The 16377-nt window shown below is 47.7% G+C and carries 29 protein-coding genes; 15 read left to right on the top strand and 14 right to left on the bottom strand.

What is annotated here, in order from left to right:
- Positions 1-30 precede the first annotated feature (30 nt).
- Entirely contained in the window at positions 31-1422 is a 1392-nt protein-coding gene (locus tag GACE_RS04500) for an aspartate kinase (RefSeq protein WP_048091541.1), read from the bottom strand.
- 311 nt (positions 1423-1733) lie between these two features.
- On the opposite strand from GACE_RS04500, the gene GACE_RS04495 reads away from it, so the two are divergent.
- From GACE_RS04495 to GACE_RS04455, 9 genes are all read left to right on the top strand, one after another.
- On the top strand, positions 1734-3110 hold the full coding sequence (locus GACE_RS04495; RefSeq protein ID WP_048093652.1) for a B12-binding domain-containing radical SAM protein: 1377 nt from the start codon (positions 1734-1736) through the stop codon (positions 3108-3110).
- Between the two features lie 66 nt (positions 3111-3176).
- The gene (gene rpoE, locus GACE_RS04490) at positions 3177-3743 is read left to right on the top strand and encodes a DNA-directed RNA polymerase (RefSeq protein ID WP_048093650.1); all 567 of its coding nucleotides are present in this window, start codon (positions 3177-3179) and stop codon (positions 3741-3743) included.
- On the top strand, positions 3743-3931 hold the full coding sequence (spt4, locus tag GACE_RS04485; protein ID WP_048091540.1) for a transcription elongation factor subunit Spt4: 189 nt from the start codon (positions 3743-3745) through the stop codon (positions 3929-3931). The genes rpoE and spt4 overlap by 1 nt, the downstream gene beginning before the upstream one ends.
- 1 nt (position 3932) lies before the next feature.
- Positions 3933-4499: a GTP-dependent dephospho-CoA kinase family protein gene (locus tag GACE_RS04480; protein WP_048091539.1), complete on the top strand. Its 567-nt coding sequence runs from the start codon at positions 3933-3935 to the stop codon at positions 4497-4499.
- Positions 4500-4799 carry a 30S ribosomal protein S24e gene (locus GACE_RS04475; protein ID WP_048091538.1) on the top strand — a complete coding sequence of 100 codons (300 nt, stop codon included), beginning with the start codon at positions 4500-4502 and terminating at the stop codon, positions 4797-4799.
- 2 nt (positions 4800-4801) lie between these two features.
- Positions 4802-4981 (top strand): 30S ribosomal protein S27ae, encoded by a 180-nt coding sequence (locus GACE_RS04470; protein ID WP_048093648.1) that lies wholly within the window; start codon positions 4802-4804, stop codon positions 4979-4981.
- The gene (locus GACE_RS04465) at positions 4978-5946 is read left to right on the top strand and encodes a bifunctional N(6)-L-threonylcarbamoyladenine synthase/serine/threonine protein kinase (protein ID WP_048091537.1); all 969 of its coding nucleotides are present in this window, start codon (positions 4978-4980) and stop codon (positions 5944-5946) included. The genes GACE_RS04470 and GACE_RS04465 overlap by 4 nt, the downstream gene beginning before the upstream one ends.
- Positions 5943-6530, top strand: a complete 588-nt coding sequence (locus tag GACE_RS04460; RefSeq protein WP_048093646.1) for a Kae1-associated kinase Bud32 — start codon at positions 5943-5945, stop codon at positions 6528-6530. The genes GACE_RS04465 and GACE_RS04460 overlap by 4 nt, the downstream gene beginning before the upstream one ends.
- 30 nt (positions 6531-6560) lie before the next feature.
- Positions 6561-7931 carry a flippase activity-associated protein Agl23 gene (locus GACE_RS04455; RefSeq protein ID WP_048091535.1) on the top strand — a complete coding sequence of 457 codons (1371 nt, stop codon included), beginning with the start codon at positions 6561-6563 and terminating at the stop codon, positions 7929-7931.
- Here GACE_RS04455 and GACE_RS04450 read toward each other — a convergent pair.
- On the bottom strand, positions 7917-8468 hold the full coding sequence (locus GACE_RS04450) for a TATA-box-binding protein (protein WP_048091533.1): 552 nt from the start codon (positions 8466-8468) through the stop codon (positions 7917-7919). The two genes, GACE_RS04455 and GACE_RS04450, sit on opposite strands and share 15 nt — an antisense overlap.
- An 82-nt stretch (positions 8469-8550) precedes the next feature.
- Here GACE_RS04450 and GACE_RS04445 point away from each other — a divergent pair, with 82 nt between their 5' ends.
- Positions 8551-10155 carry an amino acid permease gene (locus GACE_RS04445; RefSeq protein ID WP_048093644.1) on the top strand — a complete coding sequence of 535 codons (1605 nt, stop codon included), beginning with the start codon at positions 8551-8553 and terminating at the stop codon, positions 10153-10155.
- Here the strand turns inward: GACE_RS04445 and GACE_RS11530 are convergent, their stop codons facing one another.
- A complete protein-coding gene (locus GACE_RS11530; protein ID WP_148305925.1) occupies positions 10156-10335 on the bottom strand; it encodes a hypothetical protein in 180 nt (59 codons plus the stop codon).
- A 312-nt stretch (positions 10336-10647) separates the two neighbouring features.
- Here GACE_RS11530 and GACE_RS04435 point away from each other — a divergent pair, with 312 nt between their 5' ends.
- Complete coding sequence (locus tag GACE_RS04435; protein WP_048093641.1) at positions 10648-11265, top strand: class I SAM-dependent methyltransferase; 618 nt, start codon at positions 10648-10650, stop codon at positions 11263-11265.
- Here GACE_RS04435 and GACE_RS04430 read toward each other — a convergent pair.
- Together GACE_RS04430 and GACE_RS04425 are read right to left on the bottom strand one after the other, a co-directional pair.
- Positions 11251-11514, bottom strand: a complete 264-nt coding sequence (locus GACE_RS04430; protein WP_048091529.1) for a type II toxin-antitoxin system CcdA family antitoxin — start codon at positions 11512-11514, stop codon at positions 11251-11253. The two genes, GACE_RS04435 and GACE_RS04430, sit on opposite strands and share 15 nt — an antisense overlap.
- Positions 11515-11610: 96 nt before the next feature.
- Positions 11611-12135 (bottom strand): hypothetical protein, encoded by a 525-nt coding sequence (locus GACE_RS04425; protein ID WP_048091527.1) that lies wholly within the window; start codon positions 12133-12135, stop codon positions 11611-11613.
- A 36-nt stretch (positions 12136-12171) separates the two neighbouring features.
- Here GACE_RS04425 and GACE_RS04420 point away from each other — a divergent pair, with 36 nt between their 5' ends.
- On the top strand, positions 12172-12621 hold the full coding sequence (locus tag GACE_RS04420) for a hypothetical protein (RefSeq protein WP_048091524.1): 450 nt from the start codon (positions 12172-12174) through the stop codon (positions 12619-12621).
- Between the two features lie 79 nt (positions 12622-12700).
- Here the strand turns inward: GACE_RS04420 and GACE_RS04415 are convergent, their stop codons facing one another.
- Both GACE_RS04415 and GACE_RS11525 read right to left on the bottom strand, forming a co-directional pair.
- Positions 12701-12931 carry a hypothetical protein gene (locus tag GACE_RS04415; protein ID WP_148305924.1) on the bottom strand — a complete coding sequence of 77 codons (231 nt, stop codon included), beginning with the start codon at positions 12929-12931 and terminating at the stop codon, positions 12701-12703.
- A gap of 10 nt (positions 12932-12941) precedes the next feature.
- The gene (locus tag GACE_RS11525) at positions 12942-13121 is read right to left on the bottom strand and encodes a hypothetical protein (protein WP_148305923.1); all 180 of its coding nucleotides are present in this window, start codon (positions 13119-13121) and stop codon (positions 12942-12944) included.
- 265 nt (positions 13122-13386) lie between these two features.
- On the opposite strand from GACE_RS11525, the gene GACE_RS04405 reads away from it, so the two are divergent.
- A complete protein-coding gene (locus GACE_RS04405) occupies positions 13387-13806 on the top strand; it encodes a hypothetical protein (protein WP_048091518.1) in 420 nt (139 codons plus the stop codon).
- Positions 13807-13873: 67 nt separating this feature from the next.
- Here GACE_RS04405 and GACE_RS04400 read toward each other — a convergent pair whose 3' ends face one another.
- Positions 13874-14128, bottom strand: a complete 255-nt coding sequence (locus GACE_RS04400) for a hypothetical protein (protein ID WP_048091516.1) — start codon at positions 14126-14128, stop codon at positions 13874-13876.
- Between the two features lie 44 nt (positions 14129-14172).
- On the opposite strand from GACE_RS04400, the gene GACE_RS11660 reads away from it, so the two are divergent.
- Positions 14173-14331 carry a hypothetical protein gene (locus GACE_RS11660; RefSeq protein ID WP_158413805.1) on the top strand — a complete coding sequence of 53 codons (159 nt, stop codon included), beginning with the start codon at positions 14173-14175 and terminating at the stop codon, positions 14329-14331.
- On the opposite strand, the gene GACE_RS04395 is transcribed toward GACE_RS11660, so the two are convergent.
- The 5 genes from GACE_RS04395 to GACE_RS04380 all read right to left on the bottom strand — a co-directional run bounded on the left by GACE_RS04395 (position 14328) and on the right by GACE_RS04380 (position 15846).
- A complete protein-coding gene (locus GACE_RS04395; protein WP_148305922.1) occupies positions 14328-14534 on the bottom strand; it encodes a hypothetical protein in 207 nt (68 codons plus the stop codon). The genes GACE_RS11660 and GACE_RS04395 overlap by 4 nt on opposite strands.
- A 56-nt stretch (positions 14535-14590) precedes the next feature.
- Positions 14591-14761, bottom strand: a complete 171-nt coding sequence (locus GACE_RS11655; RefSeq protein ID WP_158413804.1) for a hypothetical protein — start codon at positions 14759-14761, stop codon at positions 14591-14593.
- On the bottom strand, positions 14742-15023 hold the full coding sequence (locus tag GACE_RS04390; RefSeq protein ID WP_048091512.1) for a MarR family transcriptional regulator: 282 nt from the start codon (positions 15021-15023) through the stop codon (positions 14742-14744). The genes GACE_RS11655 and GACE_RS04390 overlap by 20 nt, the downstream gene beginning before the upstream one ends.
- Complete coding sequence (locus GACE_RS04385; RefSeq protein ID WP_148305921.1) at positions 15024-15377, bottom strand: hypothetical protein; 354 nt, start codon at positions 15375-15377, stop codon at positions 15024-15026. It abuts the gene before it with no gap.
- A gap of 160 nt (positions 15378-15537) precedes the next feature.
- Positions 15538-15846, bottom strand: coding sequence for a hypothetical protein (locus tag GACE_RS04380; RefSeq protein WP_048091508.1), 309 nt, complete (start codon positions 15844-15846; stop codon positions 15538-15540).
- A 47-nt stretch (positions 15847-15893) separates the two neighbouring features.
- Here GACE_RS04380 and GACE_RS04375 point away from each other — a divergent pair, with 47 nt between their 5' ends.
- Positions 15894-16088, top strand: a complete 195-nt coding sequence (locus tag GACE_RS04375) for a hypothetical protein (protein WP_048091506.1) — start codon at positions 15894-15896, stop codon at positions 16086-16088.
- A 2-nt stretch (positions 16089-16090) separates the two neighbouring features.
- On the opposite strand, the gene GACE_RS04370 is transcribed toward GACE_RS04375, so the two are convergent.
- Entirely contained in the window at positions 16091-16300 is a 210-nt protein-coding gene (locus GACE_RS04370; RefSeq protein WP_148305920.1) for a ribbon-helix-helix domain-containing protein, read from the bottom strand.
- Between the last annotated feature and the right edge of the window lie 77 nt (positions 16301-16377).

The raw sequence follows: 16377 nt of genomic DNA, 5'->3' as shown, positions 1-16377 counted from the left end.
GATAAATAACTGTTGTCCGTGGTGCGAAAGTTATCTTCTTGCCAGTCCGAATTCGTCATGGAGTATCTTTACTGCCCTCTTCCCGTCCTCCTGAGTAACCGCAAAGCTGACGTTGAACTCGCTGCAGCTCTGGCTGATCATGATCACGTTTATCCTGTTTTTACCGAGAGCCGAGAAAATTCTTCCCGCCACTCCGGGCGTACCTGCCATCCCCGCCCCCACAGCACTTATTACTGCAATGTTCTCTATCTTGGATACGCTGCTGATACCGTTCACGAGGTCTCCGAGAGCCTTTATCGCCCGGTCTATGTCTGCCTCGTCAACAACTATTGACAGGTTCAGTTCTGAAGAACTCTGGGACACCATTATGACGTTAACTCTCTCCTCCGACAGCCTTTTGAAGACATCAGCCATGACATCTGCGAAATCGAAACCGGCACCGCTTATGTTCACGATCCCAACCTTCTCAATAAGGCTGAGGGCCTTTACTATGTCCTTCGTCGATGAGACTCTCTCCTTGATAACGGTCCCCTCAGCATCCGGATTGAATGTATTCTTTATTCTCACGGGGATTCTCTTCTTCATCACCGGCTCAAGGGCTCTTGGATGGAGGATCTTCGCTCCGAAGTGGGACAGCTCCATCGCTTCCTGGTAGCTGATCTCTGGGATGAGCCTCGCCTCCGGCACTATCTTTGGATCGGTGGTCATGACCCCGTCAACTTCCTTCCACAGCCACACCTCGTCAGCGTTCAGTGCAGCGGCTATTAGCGTGGCAGACAGGTCACTGCCACCCCGTCCGAGGGTTGTGATTGTGCCATGCTTGGTTACACCTATGAATCCCGTCACGACCGGTATTGTTTTTTTGATCGTGAGAAGTGGCTCTATGCGGCTCTTTATCGTCCCGTATGTGTCGGGCAGGGGCTTTCCTCTTCCGTAGTTATCATCGGTGATTATCCCTGCATCACCACCCTCAAGCGAGAGGGAGTCCACACCTGTTGAGAGGAGCGAAGCTGAGAGGATCGGAGCTGTTAGCCTCTCCCCGAAAGACAGGATGTAATCGAGCCTTCTCGGAGTCAGCTCCCCCAGGTAGTTGATACCGAGCAGAACCTTTTCAAGCTCGTCGAGAAGTTTGTCGATTCTTGAGAGGACTTTTGATTTGATTTCTTCGTTTTTGACTGCTTCATTCACCGCATCGTAGTGTTTTTTGGTCATTTCTGCTATGAAGAGTTTTATGAACCCGGGTGACGGGTCGTTACAGCATTTTTTGGCAGCGTGAAGCAGTGAATCTGTAACACCATACATTGCCGATGTGACCACAACTATTTCGTTACCCCTGGCGAATTTTTTAACGAGATTAGCGCAATGGAGTATGTTTTTCCCGTCCTTTACGCTTGCACCGCCGAACTTCATTACGATTCTCATCTGGCTGAATCAATGGAGATGAGTTTATAATATTTTATATTTTATCGAGAATGTGAATAACAAAGTATTTATTGGTTCTTCGGGTTTTACATTACGATGAGATCCATCTGGTGCTGGAAGTATAAACACATGATTCCCGATCAATTATGCAATGGCCTGCTTTGCGGTTGCCACATTATGAACGGCGGAATATGTTTCCCTGAGAACGCCTGACATCTTTTTTGAATCCGTATTTTTCTCCCTCCCTGTTCACAGAAAACTTTAAGGCTGTTAAATTTGTTCAGTATATTATAATCATTCAGGTGGAATTTATGATAACACTCATAAATCCATCATCTGATGTCGAAACCAGGAAAATCCAGTTTTCCACGCCACCTCTCGGTCTTGCTTATCTTGCTTCGAGTTTGAGGGAAGCTGGCTTCAGGGTGAATATCATCGACAACATGGTGGAAAACCTCGGCTTTGAGGAGCTTATCGGAAGGCTCAGGGACTCGCTCATCGTTGGAATAACCTCCACAACTCCCACGTTCAAATCCGCACTGAAATATGCGGAGGTTATAAAGAAGGCGATACCTGAGGTATTTGTCGTTCTCGGTGGGGTGCATGCCTCGTTTATGCCGGTGAATACCCTGAAGAGCGGAAATGTTGATGCCGTGTGCGTTGGAGAGGGCGAGATGACGATGGTCGAGGTTGCGGAGAGGATTGAAAAATCCAAAAGCCTTGATGGAGTGAGGGGTCTTTATTACCGGGAGGGCTCGAGAATTGTTTTCTGTGGAAAGAGGCAGTTCAGCGAGAACCTGGATGAAATTCCGTTTCCGGCATACGATCTGCTTCCGATGGAGAGGTATTCTGTTGTTGGAATGAAGCTTGAGCATTTTCCGGTTGTAACATCGAGAGGGTGTCCCTTTGGATGCATATACTGCGCGACATCAGCATTTATGGGTGGCAGGTTCAGAAATAAAAGTGCCCAGTATGTCCTCGACGAGCTGGAATGGCTGGGCGATAAGTTTGGAGCGAGGAACATCGCAATCAGCGATGATACGTTCACACTCAACCGGAAGAGGGTACAGGAAATCTGCAGGGGGATTAGAGAGCGCGGACTGGACATAAACTGGAGCTGCTCGTCCAGAGTGGACACAGTCAACAGGGAAATTCTTGAGGTGATGAGGAAATCGGGGTGTGATCTGATCTATTACGGGGTTGAATCCGCCAACGAGAACATTCTGAGGTTTTACAGAAAAAGGATCGACCTGTCCGGGATAAAGAGGGCGGTGGATGTGACAAAAAGGGCAGGGATAGCTGTTGTGGCGTCGTTCATTCTGGGGGCGCCCATGGAAACCCGGGAGGATTGCATGAGGACAATAAACTATGCCGTAAAGCTCGACCCTGATTATGCCCAGTTCTCTCTCCTCACGCCCTACCCCGGAACCGAACTTTACGATATGGCAGAAAAGAGTGGATGGATCCTGACAAAGGATTTTGACAGATATACCGCTGCAAAACCGGTTTTGAAGAATTTCCACATCTCTCCGGATGAGCTGAAGAGCATTCTGAGCTACGCATACCGCAGGTTTTACCTGAGGCCTTCATACCTGATAAGGAAGGTTCTTGAGGGTAACGCGAGTGTCGCCCTGAGCTTCGTCAGGACTGCACTGAAGAATATTTTAAAACACCAGCGAGTGGGTTGAGAATTGTCGAGGGGATTAAATTTATATGCTTAAGCTGAAATTGGGAAACAGATTCTGGTGATGCTCATGTATGCAAGAATAAAGGTTAGGGATACCGTTAGAGTTCCTCCTTCAAAGCTCGGAGAGAACATCGAGGAAGTAATCAGCGAACTCCTCTGGGAGAACTTTGAGGGCAGGCTTGACAAGGAATACGGTGTAATCGTAGGAATTGAGGATTTAGAAGAGGTCGGAGAGGGCAGGATAATTGCCGGAGACGGTGGAGTTTACTTCGATGTTGTTTTCACGGCAATCACATTCAAGCCAGTAATGCAGGAGGTTGTAGAGGGAGTTGTTAACGAGATTGTTGAGTTCGGAGCTTTCGTTTCCCTGGGTCCCATGGACGCTCTCCTGCACATGAGCCAGATTACCGATGAATACCTGAACTTTGACGAGAAAAACAAAAGGCTGGTGTCAAGGGAGTCAAAGAAAACGCTTGAGGAGGGCGACGTGGTGAGGGCGAGGATTGTTGCCCTCTCGCTCAAGGAAAAAGAACCTGAAAAGAGCAAAATTGGTCTGACGATGAGGCAGCCATGGCTTGGAGCACTCAAGTGGATTGCCGATGAGAAGAAAAAGCTTCAGGAGAGTGGTGAGTGATGGTTGAATATGCATGCAAGAAGTGCAGGTACATAACCGAGGATGCAACACTCTGCAAGGTCTGCGGCAGCAGGGACTTCTCAAAGGACTGGCACGGCTTTGTGGTCGTCGTGGATCCGGAGAGGAGTGAAATTGCAAAGAAGCTCGGAGTAAAGTATGCGGGAAAATACGCCCTTATAGTGAGCTGAAATGCTGAGAATTACCGAAGAGCACAGAAAGCTACTCTCAGTTCCAAGAGGGAAGCTCTACACCGGTAGAGGACCTGAGCTGGTCAGAGAAATCCAGGAGATTAAAGATGCCAGGTTTTTTGCCGCAATAGGTGATCTCGTAACTCTTTTCTCATTTCAGGCCGGTTTTCTGCCTGATCTGGCGGTGGTGGACTTCAAAACCGAGAGAAAGGAGCTTGAAGATGTGGTAACTGCAGAGATTATGGGTTTCATGCAAAAAGAGGGCTACGAAGTTCTGGAGGTAACAAACCCTCAGGGACACATCAGTGAGGAGCTCGTTGAGGCTCTGAAACACGGGATAGAGAAGGGAAGGACGTGCATAATTGTTGATGGGGAAGAGGATATGGCCGCTCTCCCGCTATCAGTACTTCTCCCCGAGAACAGCGTGATCATCTACGGTGTCCCGTCCAGGGGTATAGCGGCGTATGTTGTGAGCGGCGAGGATAAAATTCTAATATCAAAGATGGTTGAAGAGATGGAAGAAGTTGGAAATGACAGGGTTAAGAAAATGCTGCTGGAGGTGAGATGAATGGAGCTCGTTATTGAAAAGCAGAGGAACAATCCTTTGCTTAAGAGAAAGGAAGTGTATTTCAGGGTGAAGTATGAGGATACGAAGGTCACTCCCTCGAGGAAAGAGGTGAGGGAAAAACTCTCAGGTTTGCTCAACGCAAACCTCGACAGCCTCATCGTTAGGTGGATGAAGCCCGAGTTCGGGAAGATGGAGGCGGAAGGCTACGCCCTGATTTACGAATCGCCAGATGACATGAAGGCGATTGAGGAGGATTACATTCTGAAGAGGAACTTTGGTGAGCCTGAGGAGGGTGAATGAGGATGGCAAAAGGTGGATCCAATAAGGGAGAGGTTCTGGTGTCAAAATTCTATGAGGTCAAGGGAGACAAGGTTGTCAGGACGAGAAAGTTCTGTCCGAGGTGCGGAGAGGGAGTTTTCCTGGCGGAGCACAAGGACAGAAGGACATGCGGTAAGTGTGGATATACTGAATTCAAGAAATGATCTCCCTCGGGATAGAAAGCACAGCCTGGAATTTCAGCATCGGAATTGTCGATGAAAACGACGTAATCGCTCTGGAAAGCGACGCTTACCGCCCCAAGGAGGGCGGAATTCATCCGAGGGAGGCTGCGCAGCACCATTCGGAGGTAGCAGGCAGGGTTCTTGAGAAAGTGTTTGAGAAAGTTCCGCCTGGCGACATAGACGTTGTTTCTTTTTCTCAGGGCCCCGGAATGGGGCCTTGTTTAAGAATCGGTGCCACGGTCGCGAGGGCCCTGGCTTTAAGACTTGAAAAACCTCTTGTTGGGGTGAACCACTGCCTCGCCCATGTTGAAATAGGCAGGTGGAAGACAGAAGCCAGTGATCCGGTAACGCTCTATGTGAGCGGTGGAAACAGCCAGGTCATCGCAAAGAAAGGCAACAGGTACAGGGTGTTCGGTGAAACGCTTGACATAGGCATAGGGAATGCGATAGACAAATTTGCCAGATACATTGGCCTTCCACACCCCGGAGGGCCGGAAATTGAGAAGCTTGCCCGGAAAGGGAAAAGATACATTGAGATGCCGTATTCGGTAAAGGGCATGGACTTTTCTTTCAGCGGTCTCGTTACCCAGGCGATGAAGCTTGCCGGCAGCGGACATGCTGTGGACGACGTCGCATACAGCTTTCAGGAAACCGCATTTGCCATGCTCGTTGAGGTTACCGAAAGGGCGATGGCGTACCTCGAGAAAGATGAGTGCCTCCTTGTTGGCGGTGTTGCAGCAAACGAGAGACTCAGGGAGATGCTTTCTGTTATGTGCGAGGACCGGGGAGCGAGCTTTTACACGCCCCCCAAAAAATATGCTGGCGACAACGGAGCCATGATTGCCTACACGGGCCTTCTAATGTTTGCTCACGGGATAACGCACAGGATTGAAGAAACGACGATAAATCCTGACTTCAGAATCGAGGAGGTCGAGATTCTGTGGTGAAGGTTTACCGGGGTGGGGAAGCAGAGGTTCGCATTTATGATGATCGCGTCGAGAAGGTCAGGGTGCCCAAGAGGTACAGGGTCAGGGAGCTGGACGAGAGCATAAGGAAGAGGAGAACCATTTCAGAGGCAAGGATAATCTCCTCTGCAAGAAAGGCGGGGGTGCCAACGCCGATAATTCTGGACGTTGAAGGTAACAGGATTGTCATGGAGAAAATTGACGGTATGCCTGCAAAGTTTGCGATGAATGAGGGTCTGTGCAGGTTGATCGGAAAATGCGTTGCCAGGCTTCACTCTGCAGGGATCATTCATGGCGATTTAACTCCAATGAACCTGATTCTGAAGGGAGAGAGGGTTTATTTCATCGACTTTGGCCTCTCTTTCTACGATGAAAGGCTTGAGGCGAAGGGCGTGGACATTCACGTCTTTTACGAGGCCTTAAAGGCGGAATTTGACGAGTGGAAGACGCTGTGGGAAGCTTTTCTTGAAGGCTACAGAGATTATGAAAAGTTTGATCTCGTTCTTGAAAGGTTCGAGGAGATTCAGCTCAGGGGAAGGTATGTTGAGAAGGACGAAGCCGAATAATTTATTATTCCTCGGCCAGATTTACATCCAATGAGGAAAGAAGTGGTCATTGTCCTGCTGATCCTCGCCGTGGTTACGAGGTTCTACGCTCTTGATGCGAGGCCGATGGATCATGATGAGAGCATTCACGCGTATCTGAGCTACGTTCTGCTGAAGGATCACACGTACAGCTATGATCCGGCATATCACGGGCCTTTCCTGTATTTCACAACTGCTGGAATTTTTGGACTGCTGGGCGATTCCAAGTTCACGGCCAGACTCGTTCCGGTGCTGTTTTCGATAATTGCTGTTTTCGTGGCACTCAGATTTGAGAACTTCTTCAGAAACTCGTACGTATTCGCTCTCATCCTTCTCTTCTCTCCGTCGATTCTCTACTACTCGCGGTACACGAGGAATGACCTGATAGTGCTTTCGAGCTTTATAATTGCAGTTTACAGCTACTTCAGCTACAGAAATTCCCAAAAACCGGTTTACATCTACCTGGCCACCATATTCTCAGCAGTGATGGTATGCGCAAAGGAAAACGGTTATCTGTACCTCGGCACGTTCGTGTCCTTTGTAATATTTTACAGAATTTACAGAAGGGATTTTTCAGTGAGTAAAAGGTTCCTGAAGCACTTTGCCGTTTCTCTTGTAATTGCAGGTTTCATCTTCTCGGCACTGTATTCTGCAGGCTTTTCCGATCCTGAAGGGCTGAAAAGGGCGACGATAGATTCGTTCGCCCACTGGTTCAAGATGCACAAGACAAACGACCACTGGAAACCAATCTGGTACTACTCCAAGCTCATCTTTGAGTATGAGTTTCTGCCACTGGGTATGGCTCTTGCCGGTATTCCCGTGTTTGTACGCAGGTTCAGGGAACGCCAGACGACTGAAATAGAGCTGTTTGCCTTCTACTGGCTGGTAACGGCCTTTGTAATCTACCACGTCCTGAGTCACAAGGTGCCATGGCTCCTTGTTCATCTCACGGCTCCAATGGCATTTTTCGGTGCAATCTATGCTCATTATCTGAACAGAAAAGCGGGAAGGGCGGTTTTCGTCGCGGCTCTGATTGCCACGGTTGCGGTGTCGGGATACCTCACATACGTTGACAATGTGAATACGAAGCACGACCTGATATACATTCAGGCACAGCCCGACGTGGAAAAACTGGCTGAGAGAATAGTCAGCGAGGGTAAGAAGACCCTGATTTTCGTACCGGGAAATGATTACTGGCCGCTGCCATGGTATCTGAGACATTATGGTGCTGGATTCTCTCCAAGCTACTACAGCGGGTATGAGGTGGTCATCTCAACCGGGGATTACACGGAATTCCTTAAAGAAAAAGGGTATGTGAGGGATGGGAAGTACACCATCCGGCCGGGACATGACGTTTACTGGTTCGAGCTACATCAGTCCTAAGCTGGTAAGCTCCTCGGCAATCCTCTCAACTGCCTTTCTTGCATCTTCGGGGTTTTTCCCCCCGGTAACAACCATTTTTCCTGAACCGAATATGAGGACGACGACACGCGGGTCTCTCAGCCTGTAAACAAGCCCCGGAAACTGCTCAGGCTCGTATTCGATATTTTCAAGTCCCAGACCGATTGCGATGGCGTTGAGGTTTAGATCGACACCAAGGTCTGCCGAGGCGACGATATTCTGAACCTTGACGTCCGGGTCCTCGAACACGGGAATTCCGAAACTTCCTATTATTTTCACGACCTGCTTTACCGCCCTTCTCGCATCCTCAACACTCTTGCTCCCAGTGCATACCACCTTGCCGCTCCTGAAAACGAGAGCCGCGGCTTTTGGCTCCTTTATCCTCAAAACAAGCCCCGGAAACTGCTTTGGTTTGTATTCGGCATCTTTCACTTCTCTTGCTATTTTGTTAAGATCAATATTCTCCCCAATCTGGGTAGAAGCAACAACGTTCTCGATTTTGATTTTATAATCGACCATATTTAAAGAGGTTTATAAACCATATATATAAGTTTGCATGAAGTCAGGATAGGGTCGATTGTATGCCGAGGGTGAGAGTGAGATGAAGGACAGGATAGGGTTCAGGGAGGCCTTCAGCATAGGTGTTGGAGGGATGATAGGGGGAGGGATATTCGCAGTTCTGGGTCTGAGCGTTGAGCTATCCAGGGGTGCCGCCCCGCTCGCGTTTCTTCTTGCAGGTATCGTGGCACTGACGACGGCATACTCCTATGCGAAGCTCTCGGTCAGGTATCCGAGCAGAGGTGGCACGATCGAATACCTGGTAAAGGCCTACGGCACGGGCGTGCTCTCAGGCGGACTGAACGTTCTCCTTCTTTCGAGCTATGTTGTCATGATCTCCCTTTACGCCTACGCTTTCGGCAGCTACGCATCCAGCATATTCTCGGAAAGCGTGGTTTTAAAGCACATCTTCATAACTGCTGTAATAGCCGCCTTTGTGCTGATCAACGCCTACGGTGCGGTCGTGAGTGGTGAAGCGGAGGATCTGCTCGTTGGGTTCAAGCTTGCAGTTCTGCTCCTTGTTGCAGGCTCCGGACTGATGTTCATGGACTGGCAGAGGCTTTCACCTGCAGAGTGGCCGGACGGAATCACGGTTGTTGCCGGAGGAATGATAATCTTTCTCGCATACGAGGGATTTGAGCTGATAGCCAACACAGCCCAGGACGTCGAGAATCCGAAAATACTGCCAAAGGTGTTCTTTTCTGCTGTCCTGGTTGTGATTTTTGTCTATTTCATGATAGCACTCGTTACTGTTGGAACGCTGCCTCTGGAGACCATAGTGAGGGAAAGGGACTATGCGCTGTCCGCTGTTGCGGAACCAGCCCTCGGGAGCCTGGGTTTCTGGCTCGTTACGTTTGCCGCCCTCGCCTCGACAGGCTCGGCAATAAACGCCACCCTCTACGGGACTGCAAGGGCGAGTTACATGGTTGCAAAATACGGGCAGCTACCGGAGGCGATGGAGAGGAAGGTATGGAAAGAGGCTTTTGAGGGACTGATCCTGGTGGGGCTGCTTTCTGCAGTTCTCGCGAACACCGCAAGTCTGGAGTCAATATCCATTGCGGGAAGCGGAGGATTCCTGATAATTTTTCTGGCAGTTAACCTTGCAGCGTACAGGCTGAGGAGGGAGACCGGGGCACATCCCGCCATTGCTATTGCCGGAGTTTTGCTCACCTCGGTGGCCCTTGCTGTTCTGCTTTACCGGATGGCGGCCTATTCCCCCCAGAACCTTGAGGTCCTTGCAGCGCTGATTGCCGGCTCGTTCATGATTGAAGCTGGCTACAGGTCTGTTACCGGCAGGACGCTGGGACATTACGTTGATGTCCTCTTCAAAAGGTGGGAGGAGAATATACGAAACTGGGAATCGTGGATAGACCGGGCGGTGGGCGGCATTGTCCAGAAATTTGAAGATGCGGAGGTCTATCTGGTTGGCAGTGTGGCGAGAGGAGAACTGCACAGGGCCTGCGATGTTGACCTGCTTGTCATAACGAGCAGGGTTCCCGATGCTGAGGAGAGGAGGAGAATCGAGGAGGATGTCAGAAAAGAACTCAGCAGACAGCATCCGCTGCACATACACTTTGTCAGCGCTGAAGAGAAGGAGGAGGCCCTCAGGCGAGCAGGGAAATGCAGAAGGATGGATGTGAAGAGGTGACTACTCCTTTTTCCTGAATATTTTTCCTATTTCTATATCCCAGCTCCTTCTGGCGTATTCTCTTCCGAGACTCTTCCTGTAATTTGCCCTGAGCTGGTTTTCTGCCATTCTGTCGAGAAGCTCATCGAATTCGTCCGGGACATCCTTACCCTCTGCCTTATCCCGTTTTTCCCGGTTCACAGTATCCTGTATGCTCCGGGAAAATAAGAAACTTCCGGAGTAGTTCAGCTTTCCGGGACTTTTTCTTGTGAATTGGTCAAGCAACCATTCAACACTCCCCCCTCTTCTTCGTCGAGATAAGCAGGGATTATCCAGCATCAGGAATGCAATTCGTTTTCTCATTTACTGTGAAAACCGAGCACATGCGTGTGATCTGCGAGAAGACGTGAGTGAATGGAATGACGCTGTAGATTCTGTAGAACTGCTGCCACTCCGCAAACCTTACATATTTCCAGCGTATCATGTGTCACGAGCCAAAAAGTGGTGGTTGGTGTGGATAACGGGCATTATTTTGATAGAGTGGCCCGTCAGTGGGATGAGATGCGTAAGAGCTTCTTTTCAGATGAGGTCAGGGAAAAGGCTCTGTCAGCAGCCAGCGTAGAGAAGGGCAGGATTGCCGCTGACATTGGAGCTGGCACGGGCTTTATTACGGAAGGGCTGGTTCGCAGAGGTCTGCGAGTTATCGCGGTTGACAGGTCAAAAGTGATGCTGGCGGAGATGAAGAAAAAGTTCGAGCATTTCGAGGTGGATTGCTGTGTCGGAGATGCAGAAAAGCTTCCCATCCGGGATGGATCCGTTGACTACGTTTTCGCCAACATGTGCCTCCATCACGTAGAGTCACCACCTGAAGCGATAAAGGAGATGGTGCGGATTCTCAAGCCGGGAGGTAAGCTGGTGGTTACGGACTTGGACGAGCACAGCTATGAGTTTCTGAGAGAGGTGCATCACGACAGGTGGATGGGCTTCAGGAGGGCGGACATCGAAAGGTGGTTCAGGGAGGCAGGACTCAGAAACGTGAGTGTGGAGTGTGCGGGTGAGAACTGCTGTGCCCAATCATGCTGTGGGGAGAATGCTGAGATCAGCATATTTGTGGCCTCAGGTGAGAAATGAGTGCTGACTTGCAAATCTGGAATGCTTCACAAACTCATCAAACAGCTCCAGTACAGAAAAGCTATGCGGGGGGCGGGATTTGAACCCGCGGACCCCTTCGGGACAGGGTCTTAAGGCCGGACTCAATTCTTCCAGTTCCCCATTTAACGCCTTGATTATAGCCCATTCCAGTAACTGAGACAGATTGAATTTTCGTTTAGCTTTTTCGAGAAGTTCAGCGTCGATGTAAAGCGAAGTTCTCTTCTTCATTTTTTAACACCACGAAATTATTTATATAAAACAAATTGTAGCAAACAATCGCAAGCCAGAACAGTGATGAGAACGAATTTCCGCATTCAAACCACCTCAGCTGAAGATGTAGCTCTCAACCCACCCCACAACTTCACTTGCTTTCTCTTCTGAGAGGCCGTAGGTGAGGGAGATTTCCTTGACTACAGTCCCTCTATCCATGTTCATCTCGAGGTACATTCTCTGAACCTCGAACATTATCTCCCTTATCGTTTCGATGTCAAGCTCCTCCTCTTCGAACTCCTCGTCCATCTTCTTGAGCTCGGATTCGTAGAGAATAAGTTCGTGCCTCACCTTCTCGAGGATTAGGTCGATGTACTCCTCGGCGATCCCGTAAACACTCGAAATGAACTCCCTGATGGCAAGGGCGTCGACTGGAGAGATTTCCTCCCTGATGAGGTCTCTCGTGATCCTCCACACGAGCTCTTCCTCGTCCACGATCTCCTCGATAACTGCGTTCTTCAATAGATAGGTGTAAAATTCCCCAAAGTCATCGAACCATCTATGTTCAAGGTATCTGACCTTGATGTTCATCCACTTGCGGGGTTTTGTGAGGGGGATGGGGAGGAACACGATTATCATCCCCTAACTTTTAAAGTCAGCCATCCATGATGTTGTATGGAATGGGATGATATTTTACTCGAAATTGCATGGAGAAGACATGAAGAAAGTATGGAAGACAAACGTGAAATAGAGACGAAAGCAAGCTTTATTCTGGCAGCCAATGGTGTTATACTTGGGTTAGTTGTTAATGGATATTCGGTGTTGTGGATTCCTCTTACACTCTTGGCGATTTTATTCCTTCTGGCATCCATTTTACTCTGTACATTGTCATTGAAGATCAGAGAGTACCACACTCTAAAGCCAAAGAGAGCATTGAAGTTTTTTGATGAGCAGGATACTATTGAAGCTTTTAAAAGAGAGCTGTTTGAAGATCTTGCAGATAATGAATCATTCAACACTAAACAAATAAATAGGTCTGCAGGGTTGCTCCAGTATGGTATATATTCATTTGTTATTGGTGTCATATTACTGGCCGTCTCGTTTTTTGTCTTTATCCTCACTTGAGAACATCTTTTTTACAGCCTGAGACATTCTACCAACATTAGCAGATTCTTCTTTCTTATCACCACCCATAGCATGCCCCCTACTCAACCTCACCCTCCTTCTCCTCAACCATCTGAGCGTTCATGTGGCATTTATAAAGTCTAAACCAAGTCCGAGAAGTATGAGCCTCAATGTCGAGATTGAACCAGTTAAGATTGTTTGTAGGGTGGTAAGAGATGACTACCATGAGTATCCTGTGGAAGAGTTTATAGAAATCGATATTTTCAAAAACCAGCTTCTTGCACGACATATCGCTGGTGAGATAATTCATATGACATCCCCTATTCCTCGTGAAACTCGAAAGAGTCCTTAGTGATAGTTACTTCAATTTCAGCAATTTCAGAGAGTCTGTCAATGAATGATCGGATGTTTGATAGGTCCAGATGGTATCCGCTGACTATGATAAGAATTTTTCCATCGTAGAAGACTTTTGCTGCGTTTAGGACCATGTTCAGGTTCACAGTACATCTTATCTTGGAATGTCCATCTGCAACGGGGAAGAATTCCCCAATTATCTTTTTAAGCTCTTCAATGGCGTCATCCGTTTTTGGTTTAAGGAATAATACAAACCCAACACGGGTGTTATCTGCCAGCCTATCACCCCCTCAAACCTATTCCAGCTCACCTTCTCTTTCTTCAATAAGTTGAGCGTGTCTGATTCTCTCTTCTGCTGATTCTGGTGGTTTACGAATTGGGTTTTTAAAGTCATGGATTGATTCTAAATCTATGAGCGTCGAAGATGTAATGCTTGATGTTTCGTGGAGAGTATTTGAAGAAAGTATGGATGATAAACGGGAGATCGAACAGAAAGCAAGTGTGATTTTGGCGTCGGCTGGAATACTCGCCGGTTTAAGTAGCAACGCTGGATACTTATTACCCGTAATTATTGCATCTGTCTCAGCTCTCTTTGCAACCCTCACCTTAACCGTGCGGAAATACAGACGGTTGATGATAAACAAGGTTCTCAATGAAGTAAAGAAGTCAGAAGACGTTGACGAACTAAAGCGCACCATCGTTGCAACGCTCGGAGATTGCGAGGAGTTCAATTTGCACAACATATCCAGATCTGCCAGATTCCTGAAGATATCAATCTGGACGTTTCTATTCTCCATCATAAGTCTACTGTTTTCTTTGATTTTTCTTTAGCTGCCTTCTCAACCTCAACATACATGGGTCTGGATTCCCATTTCTTTTCCTTATCTCCCGACATACATCACCTCCATTCAAACTCTGTAGCTTTTACGGGATAGTACCAATCAGTTTTCCAAAATTCATCCAAAAATTCAACATATTCGACAAGACATTGAGGATATTTTTCCAGTTCGACAGCAAAAACTACAATGTATTGCAACCCTGAATCGTCGTCTATATTGTACACTCTAAGCAATTTTATTCCCTCCACCCCTAACTTATCTGGAGTCATAAAATGCTCGTCCTTCTCCCATAGAAGGGCAACTCCAACTATCACGGTCTCACCTCAGATTTATAAAGTCCCGTAAAGCCAAGCTTCTCATGGACGAATTGAAGGAGATTTTCGAGAGAACTAAGCAGGGCTTACTGGATTGTTTTGATGCTGATTTTACCGAGCCGAAGAACATTCGTAGAGCAGAGATGTTATTCAAGATTCTTGTTAGAACGAAGAGGCTGATGGACATTGAATCAACCTCCTAATCTACCTCCCCTTCTCTTTCTTCTATCAGTCGAGCGTGTCTGATTCTCTCCTCTGCTGAGTCTGGTGGTTTTCTCAGCTTACCCTTCGCTTCGTAGTCCTTGTACAGGTTGATCACTGCAATCTGCAAAAGCTGGGAGGTGGACTTGAAGTCGCCGGTGGACATGAGTTCTTCGAGAATTGCTCTTGTGTATCCATCAAGCACCAATTGTGCCCTGTCTCCCCTGATCTCATATTTTTGTCTTTGTTTTGCCGCCATTTTCAAACTCTCTTGTACCATCTTTTTCTGATATCGATGTACCCATTTTTGGCTTTGGCAATCATCGCTTTATGTCTGCTCGTAGTATGCACAGGCTTTTTCTCGAGCTTTATTTCCCTCGCAATTATGAGTGCAGATTCGAAGTAGATAATGTCATTCGATTCTCCCTTCAATCAGACCCTCCTTCTCAAGCTCTCTGAGCACTTTAGAAACAAGCAGCGGGTCAAGGCGAAGATTCATGAATATCTCCTCTGTCCAGCAGCCCGGATGTCTCTCGATGTAATCAAGAACGAGCTTTTTTGCTTCACCAACAGGGATCGTTCTGAGATAAACAACCTCTTTCTCTCTATTGAGCATGCTGGATATGATCTCTGAGAGACTTTTTAATTTAAATTCTGGATGCACCATCCTGTACATGGGGATAACTTCTGCCATCTAACTCACCTGTGTCACGAACTCGTTTATTGTCTTCCTGATCGCTTCAGCAGAATTTTTGATTTCCTCAAGTTCTTTCAAATCCACAGACTCCACGTCAGTCTCCTGTATTTCGTTCAGAAGGTCAAGGATTCTCATAAGCGAGTCAAAGAGCTTTAGAACTTCACCTACATTGACTCCTCTTAGCACCTCGTCTAAAGCCCCATCTTCGATCATCCTTGCAATCTCTTTTGGTAGCGTTCCTGTCAAAACTCTGTAACCTGTCTTCTCCTCGAATTCCCTCAGCTTGGCCGCACCTTCGAGCATCTTAGCCATCCCGTCTATTTCTTCTCTGAATCCCTCGAGCATCTTCAAAAAATCCTCCTTACTCAGATTAGCAGCAGATTTTTCCAGCCTACCACCCCCTCAAACCTATTCCAGCTCACCTTCTCTTTCTTCTATCAGTCGAGCGTGTCTGATTCTCTCCTCTGCTGATTCTGAGATTGACAGTCACCACTATTCACTTACAACACCTCTAAACAAATTCTTCAGTGCGTTCTTCATCGTACACCTTCTGAACTGGGATGTGCCAATCGACATCCCAGTATTTCTCAAGGGTTTTGAGAAGATTCACAAGTGCCTGATTCCTAATCGCTCTCTCTTCCACTTCCAGTATGGCTATACAATCCACTCTACGACCGAGATGCGAATTAGGCAATTTTTCATGGCTTAAAACCCTATACAGCTCTTTAAGCTTGATTCCATCAAGTTTTAACTTATCTGCAAGCTCCTCTGATCGCCCCTCTTTTTTATACAGGATCAGCAACATGAGATAATTGGTCATAACATCACCCGACCCAGATTTTTAAAGTCCATTGAAGACCTCAGCCCATGGAGAAGCTTTCCGAGATTTTTGGGGTTCGAATTGAAGCCGACAATGAAAAGCTTGAAGAGACATACAGAAGGCTCAAAGCGATTCTTGATGAAGTGCTGGACAGGGATTTCAGCGATGAGAGGAATGTTCAGAATGCACGGGTTGTGTTTGAGGCTGTTATAACTGCCAAGATGCAGTTGGACGCCAAGTGAACTCATTCCAGCTCACCTTCTCTTTCTTCTATCAGTCGAGCGTGTCTGATTCTCTCCTCTGCTGAGTCTGGTGGAAGTCTCCCCTCAGCTCTGAATCTTGCAAGCATCTCGTGGATTGCATATCTCACTGCATCCGAAACATTAGAGAAATAACCTCTCTCGACCAGCTCTTCGAGCTCTCGTTTGAGGATTGGAGAGACTGTAATATTCATTTGAACAGATTTTCGGTCTTGGTCCGTTACCGCTCTTTGTTTTACCATACTATTGTTTTACCATCTCTACGTATAAA

It is taken from the genome of Geoglobus acetivorans, assembly GCF_000789255.1.
Lineage (GTDB): Archaea > Halobacteriota > Archaeoglobi > Archaeoglobales > Archaeoglobaceae > Geoglobus > Geoglobus acetivorans_B.
The sequence above is the reverse complement of the archived record's forward strand: the minus strand, read 5'-3'. Positions and strand labels throughout refer to the sequence as shown.

What these genes read in the sequence shown, in the direction of transcription:
- GACE_RS04390 (WP_048091512.1), bottom strand. Translation starts at nt 15,023, where the DNA reads ATGGCAGAAGTTATCCCCATGTACAGGATGGTGCATCCAGAATTTAAA.
- GACE_RS04470 (WP_048093648.1), top strand. Translation starts at nt 4,802, where the DNA reads ATGGCAAAAGGTGGATCCAATAAGGGAGAGGTTCTGGTGTCAAAATTC.
- rpoE (WP_048093650.1), top strand. Translation starts at nt 3,177, where the DNA reads ATGTATGCAAGAATAAAGGTTAGGGATACCGTTAGAGTTCCTCCTTCA.
- GACE_RS04375 (WP_048091506.1), top strand. Translation starts at nt 15,894, where the DNA reads ATGGAGAAGCTTTCCGAGATTTTTGGGGTTCGAATTGAAGCCGACAAT.
- GACE_RS04405 (WP_048091518.1), top strand. Translation starts at nt 13,387, where the DNA reads ATGAGCGTCGAAGATGTAATGCTTGATGTTTCGTGGAGAGTATTTGAA.
- GACE_RS04500 (WP_048091541.1), bottom strand. Translation starts at nt 1,422, where the DNA reads ATGAGAATCGTAATGAAGTTCGGCGGTGCAAGCGTAAAGGACGGGAAA.
- GACE_RS04370 (WP_148305920.1), bottom strand. Translation starts at nt 16,300, where the DNA reads ATGAATATTACAGTCTCTCCAATCCTCAAACGAGAGCTCGAAGAGCTG.
- GACE_RS11660 (WP_158413805.1), top strand. Translation starts at nt 14,173, where the DNA reads ATGGACGAATTGAAGGAGATTTTCGAGAGAACTAAGCAGGGCTTACTG.
- GACE_RS04495 (WP_048093652.1), top strand. Translation starts at nt 1,734, where the DNA reads ATGATAACACTCATAAATCCATCATCTGATGTCGAAACCAGGAAAATC.
- GACE_RS04380 (WP_048091508.1), bottom strand. Translation starts at nt 15,846, where the DNA reads ATGACCAATTATCTCATGTTGCTGATCCTGTATAAAAAAGAGGGGCGA.
- GACE_RS04425 (WP_048091527.1), bottom strand. Translation starts at nt 12,135, where the DNA reads ATGATAATCGTGTTCCTCCCCATCCCCCTCACAAAACCCCGCAAGTGG.
- spt4 (WP_048091540.1), top strand. Translation starts at nt 3,743, where the DNA reads ATGGTTGAATATGCATGCAAGAAGTGCAGGTACATAACCGAGGATGCA.
- GACE_RS04430 (WP_048091529.1), bottom strand. Translation starts at nt 11,514, where the DNA reads ATGAAGAAGAGAACTTCGCTTTACATCGACGCTGAACTTCTCGAAAAA.
- GACE_RS04475 (WP_048091538.1), top strand. Translation starts at nt 4,500, where the DNA reads ATGGAGCTCGTTATTGAAAAGCAGAGGAACAATCCTTTGCTTAAGAGA.
- GACE_RS04480 (WP_048091539.1), top strand. Translation starts at nt 3,933, where the DNA reads ATGCTGAGAATTACCGAAGAGCACAGAAAGCTACTCTCAGTTCCAAGA.
- GACE_RS04455 (WP_048091535.1), top strand. Translation starts at nt 6,561, where the DNA reads ATGAGGAAAGAAGTGGTCATTGTCCTGCTGATCCTCGCCGTGGTTACG.
- GACE_RS04415 (WP_148305924.1), bottom strand. Translation starts at nt 12,931, where the DNA reads ATGAATTATCTCACCAGCGATATGTCGTGCAAGAAGCTGGTTTTTGAA.
- GACE_RS04445 (WP_048093644.1), top strand. Translation starts at nt 8,551, where the DNA reads ATGAAGGACAGGATAGGGTTCAGGGAGGCCTTCAGCATAGGTGTTGGA.
- GACE_RS04450 (WP_048091533.1), bottom strand. Translation starts at nt 8,468, where the DNA reads ATGGTCGATTATAAAATCAAAATCGAGAACGTTGTTGCTTCTACCCAG.
- GACE_RS04420 (WP_048091524.1), top strand. Translation starts at nt 12,172, where the DNA reads ATGGAATGGGATGATATTTTACTCGAAATTGCATGGAGAAGACATGAA.
- GACE_RS04465 (WP_048091537.1), top strand. Translation starts at nt 4,978, where the DNA reads ATGATCTCCCTCGGGATAGAAAGCACAGCCTGGAATTTCAGCATCGGA.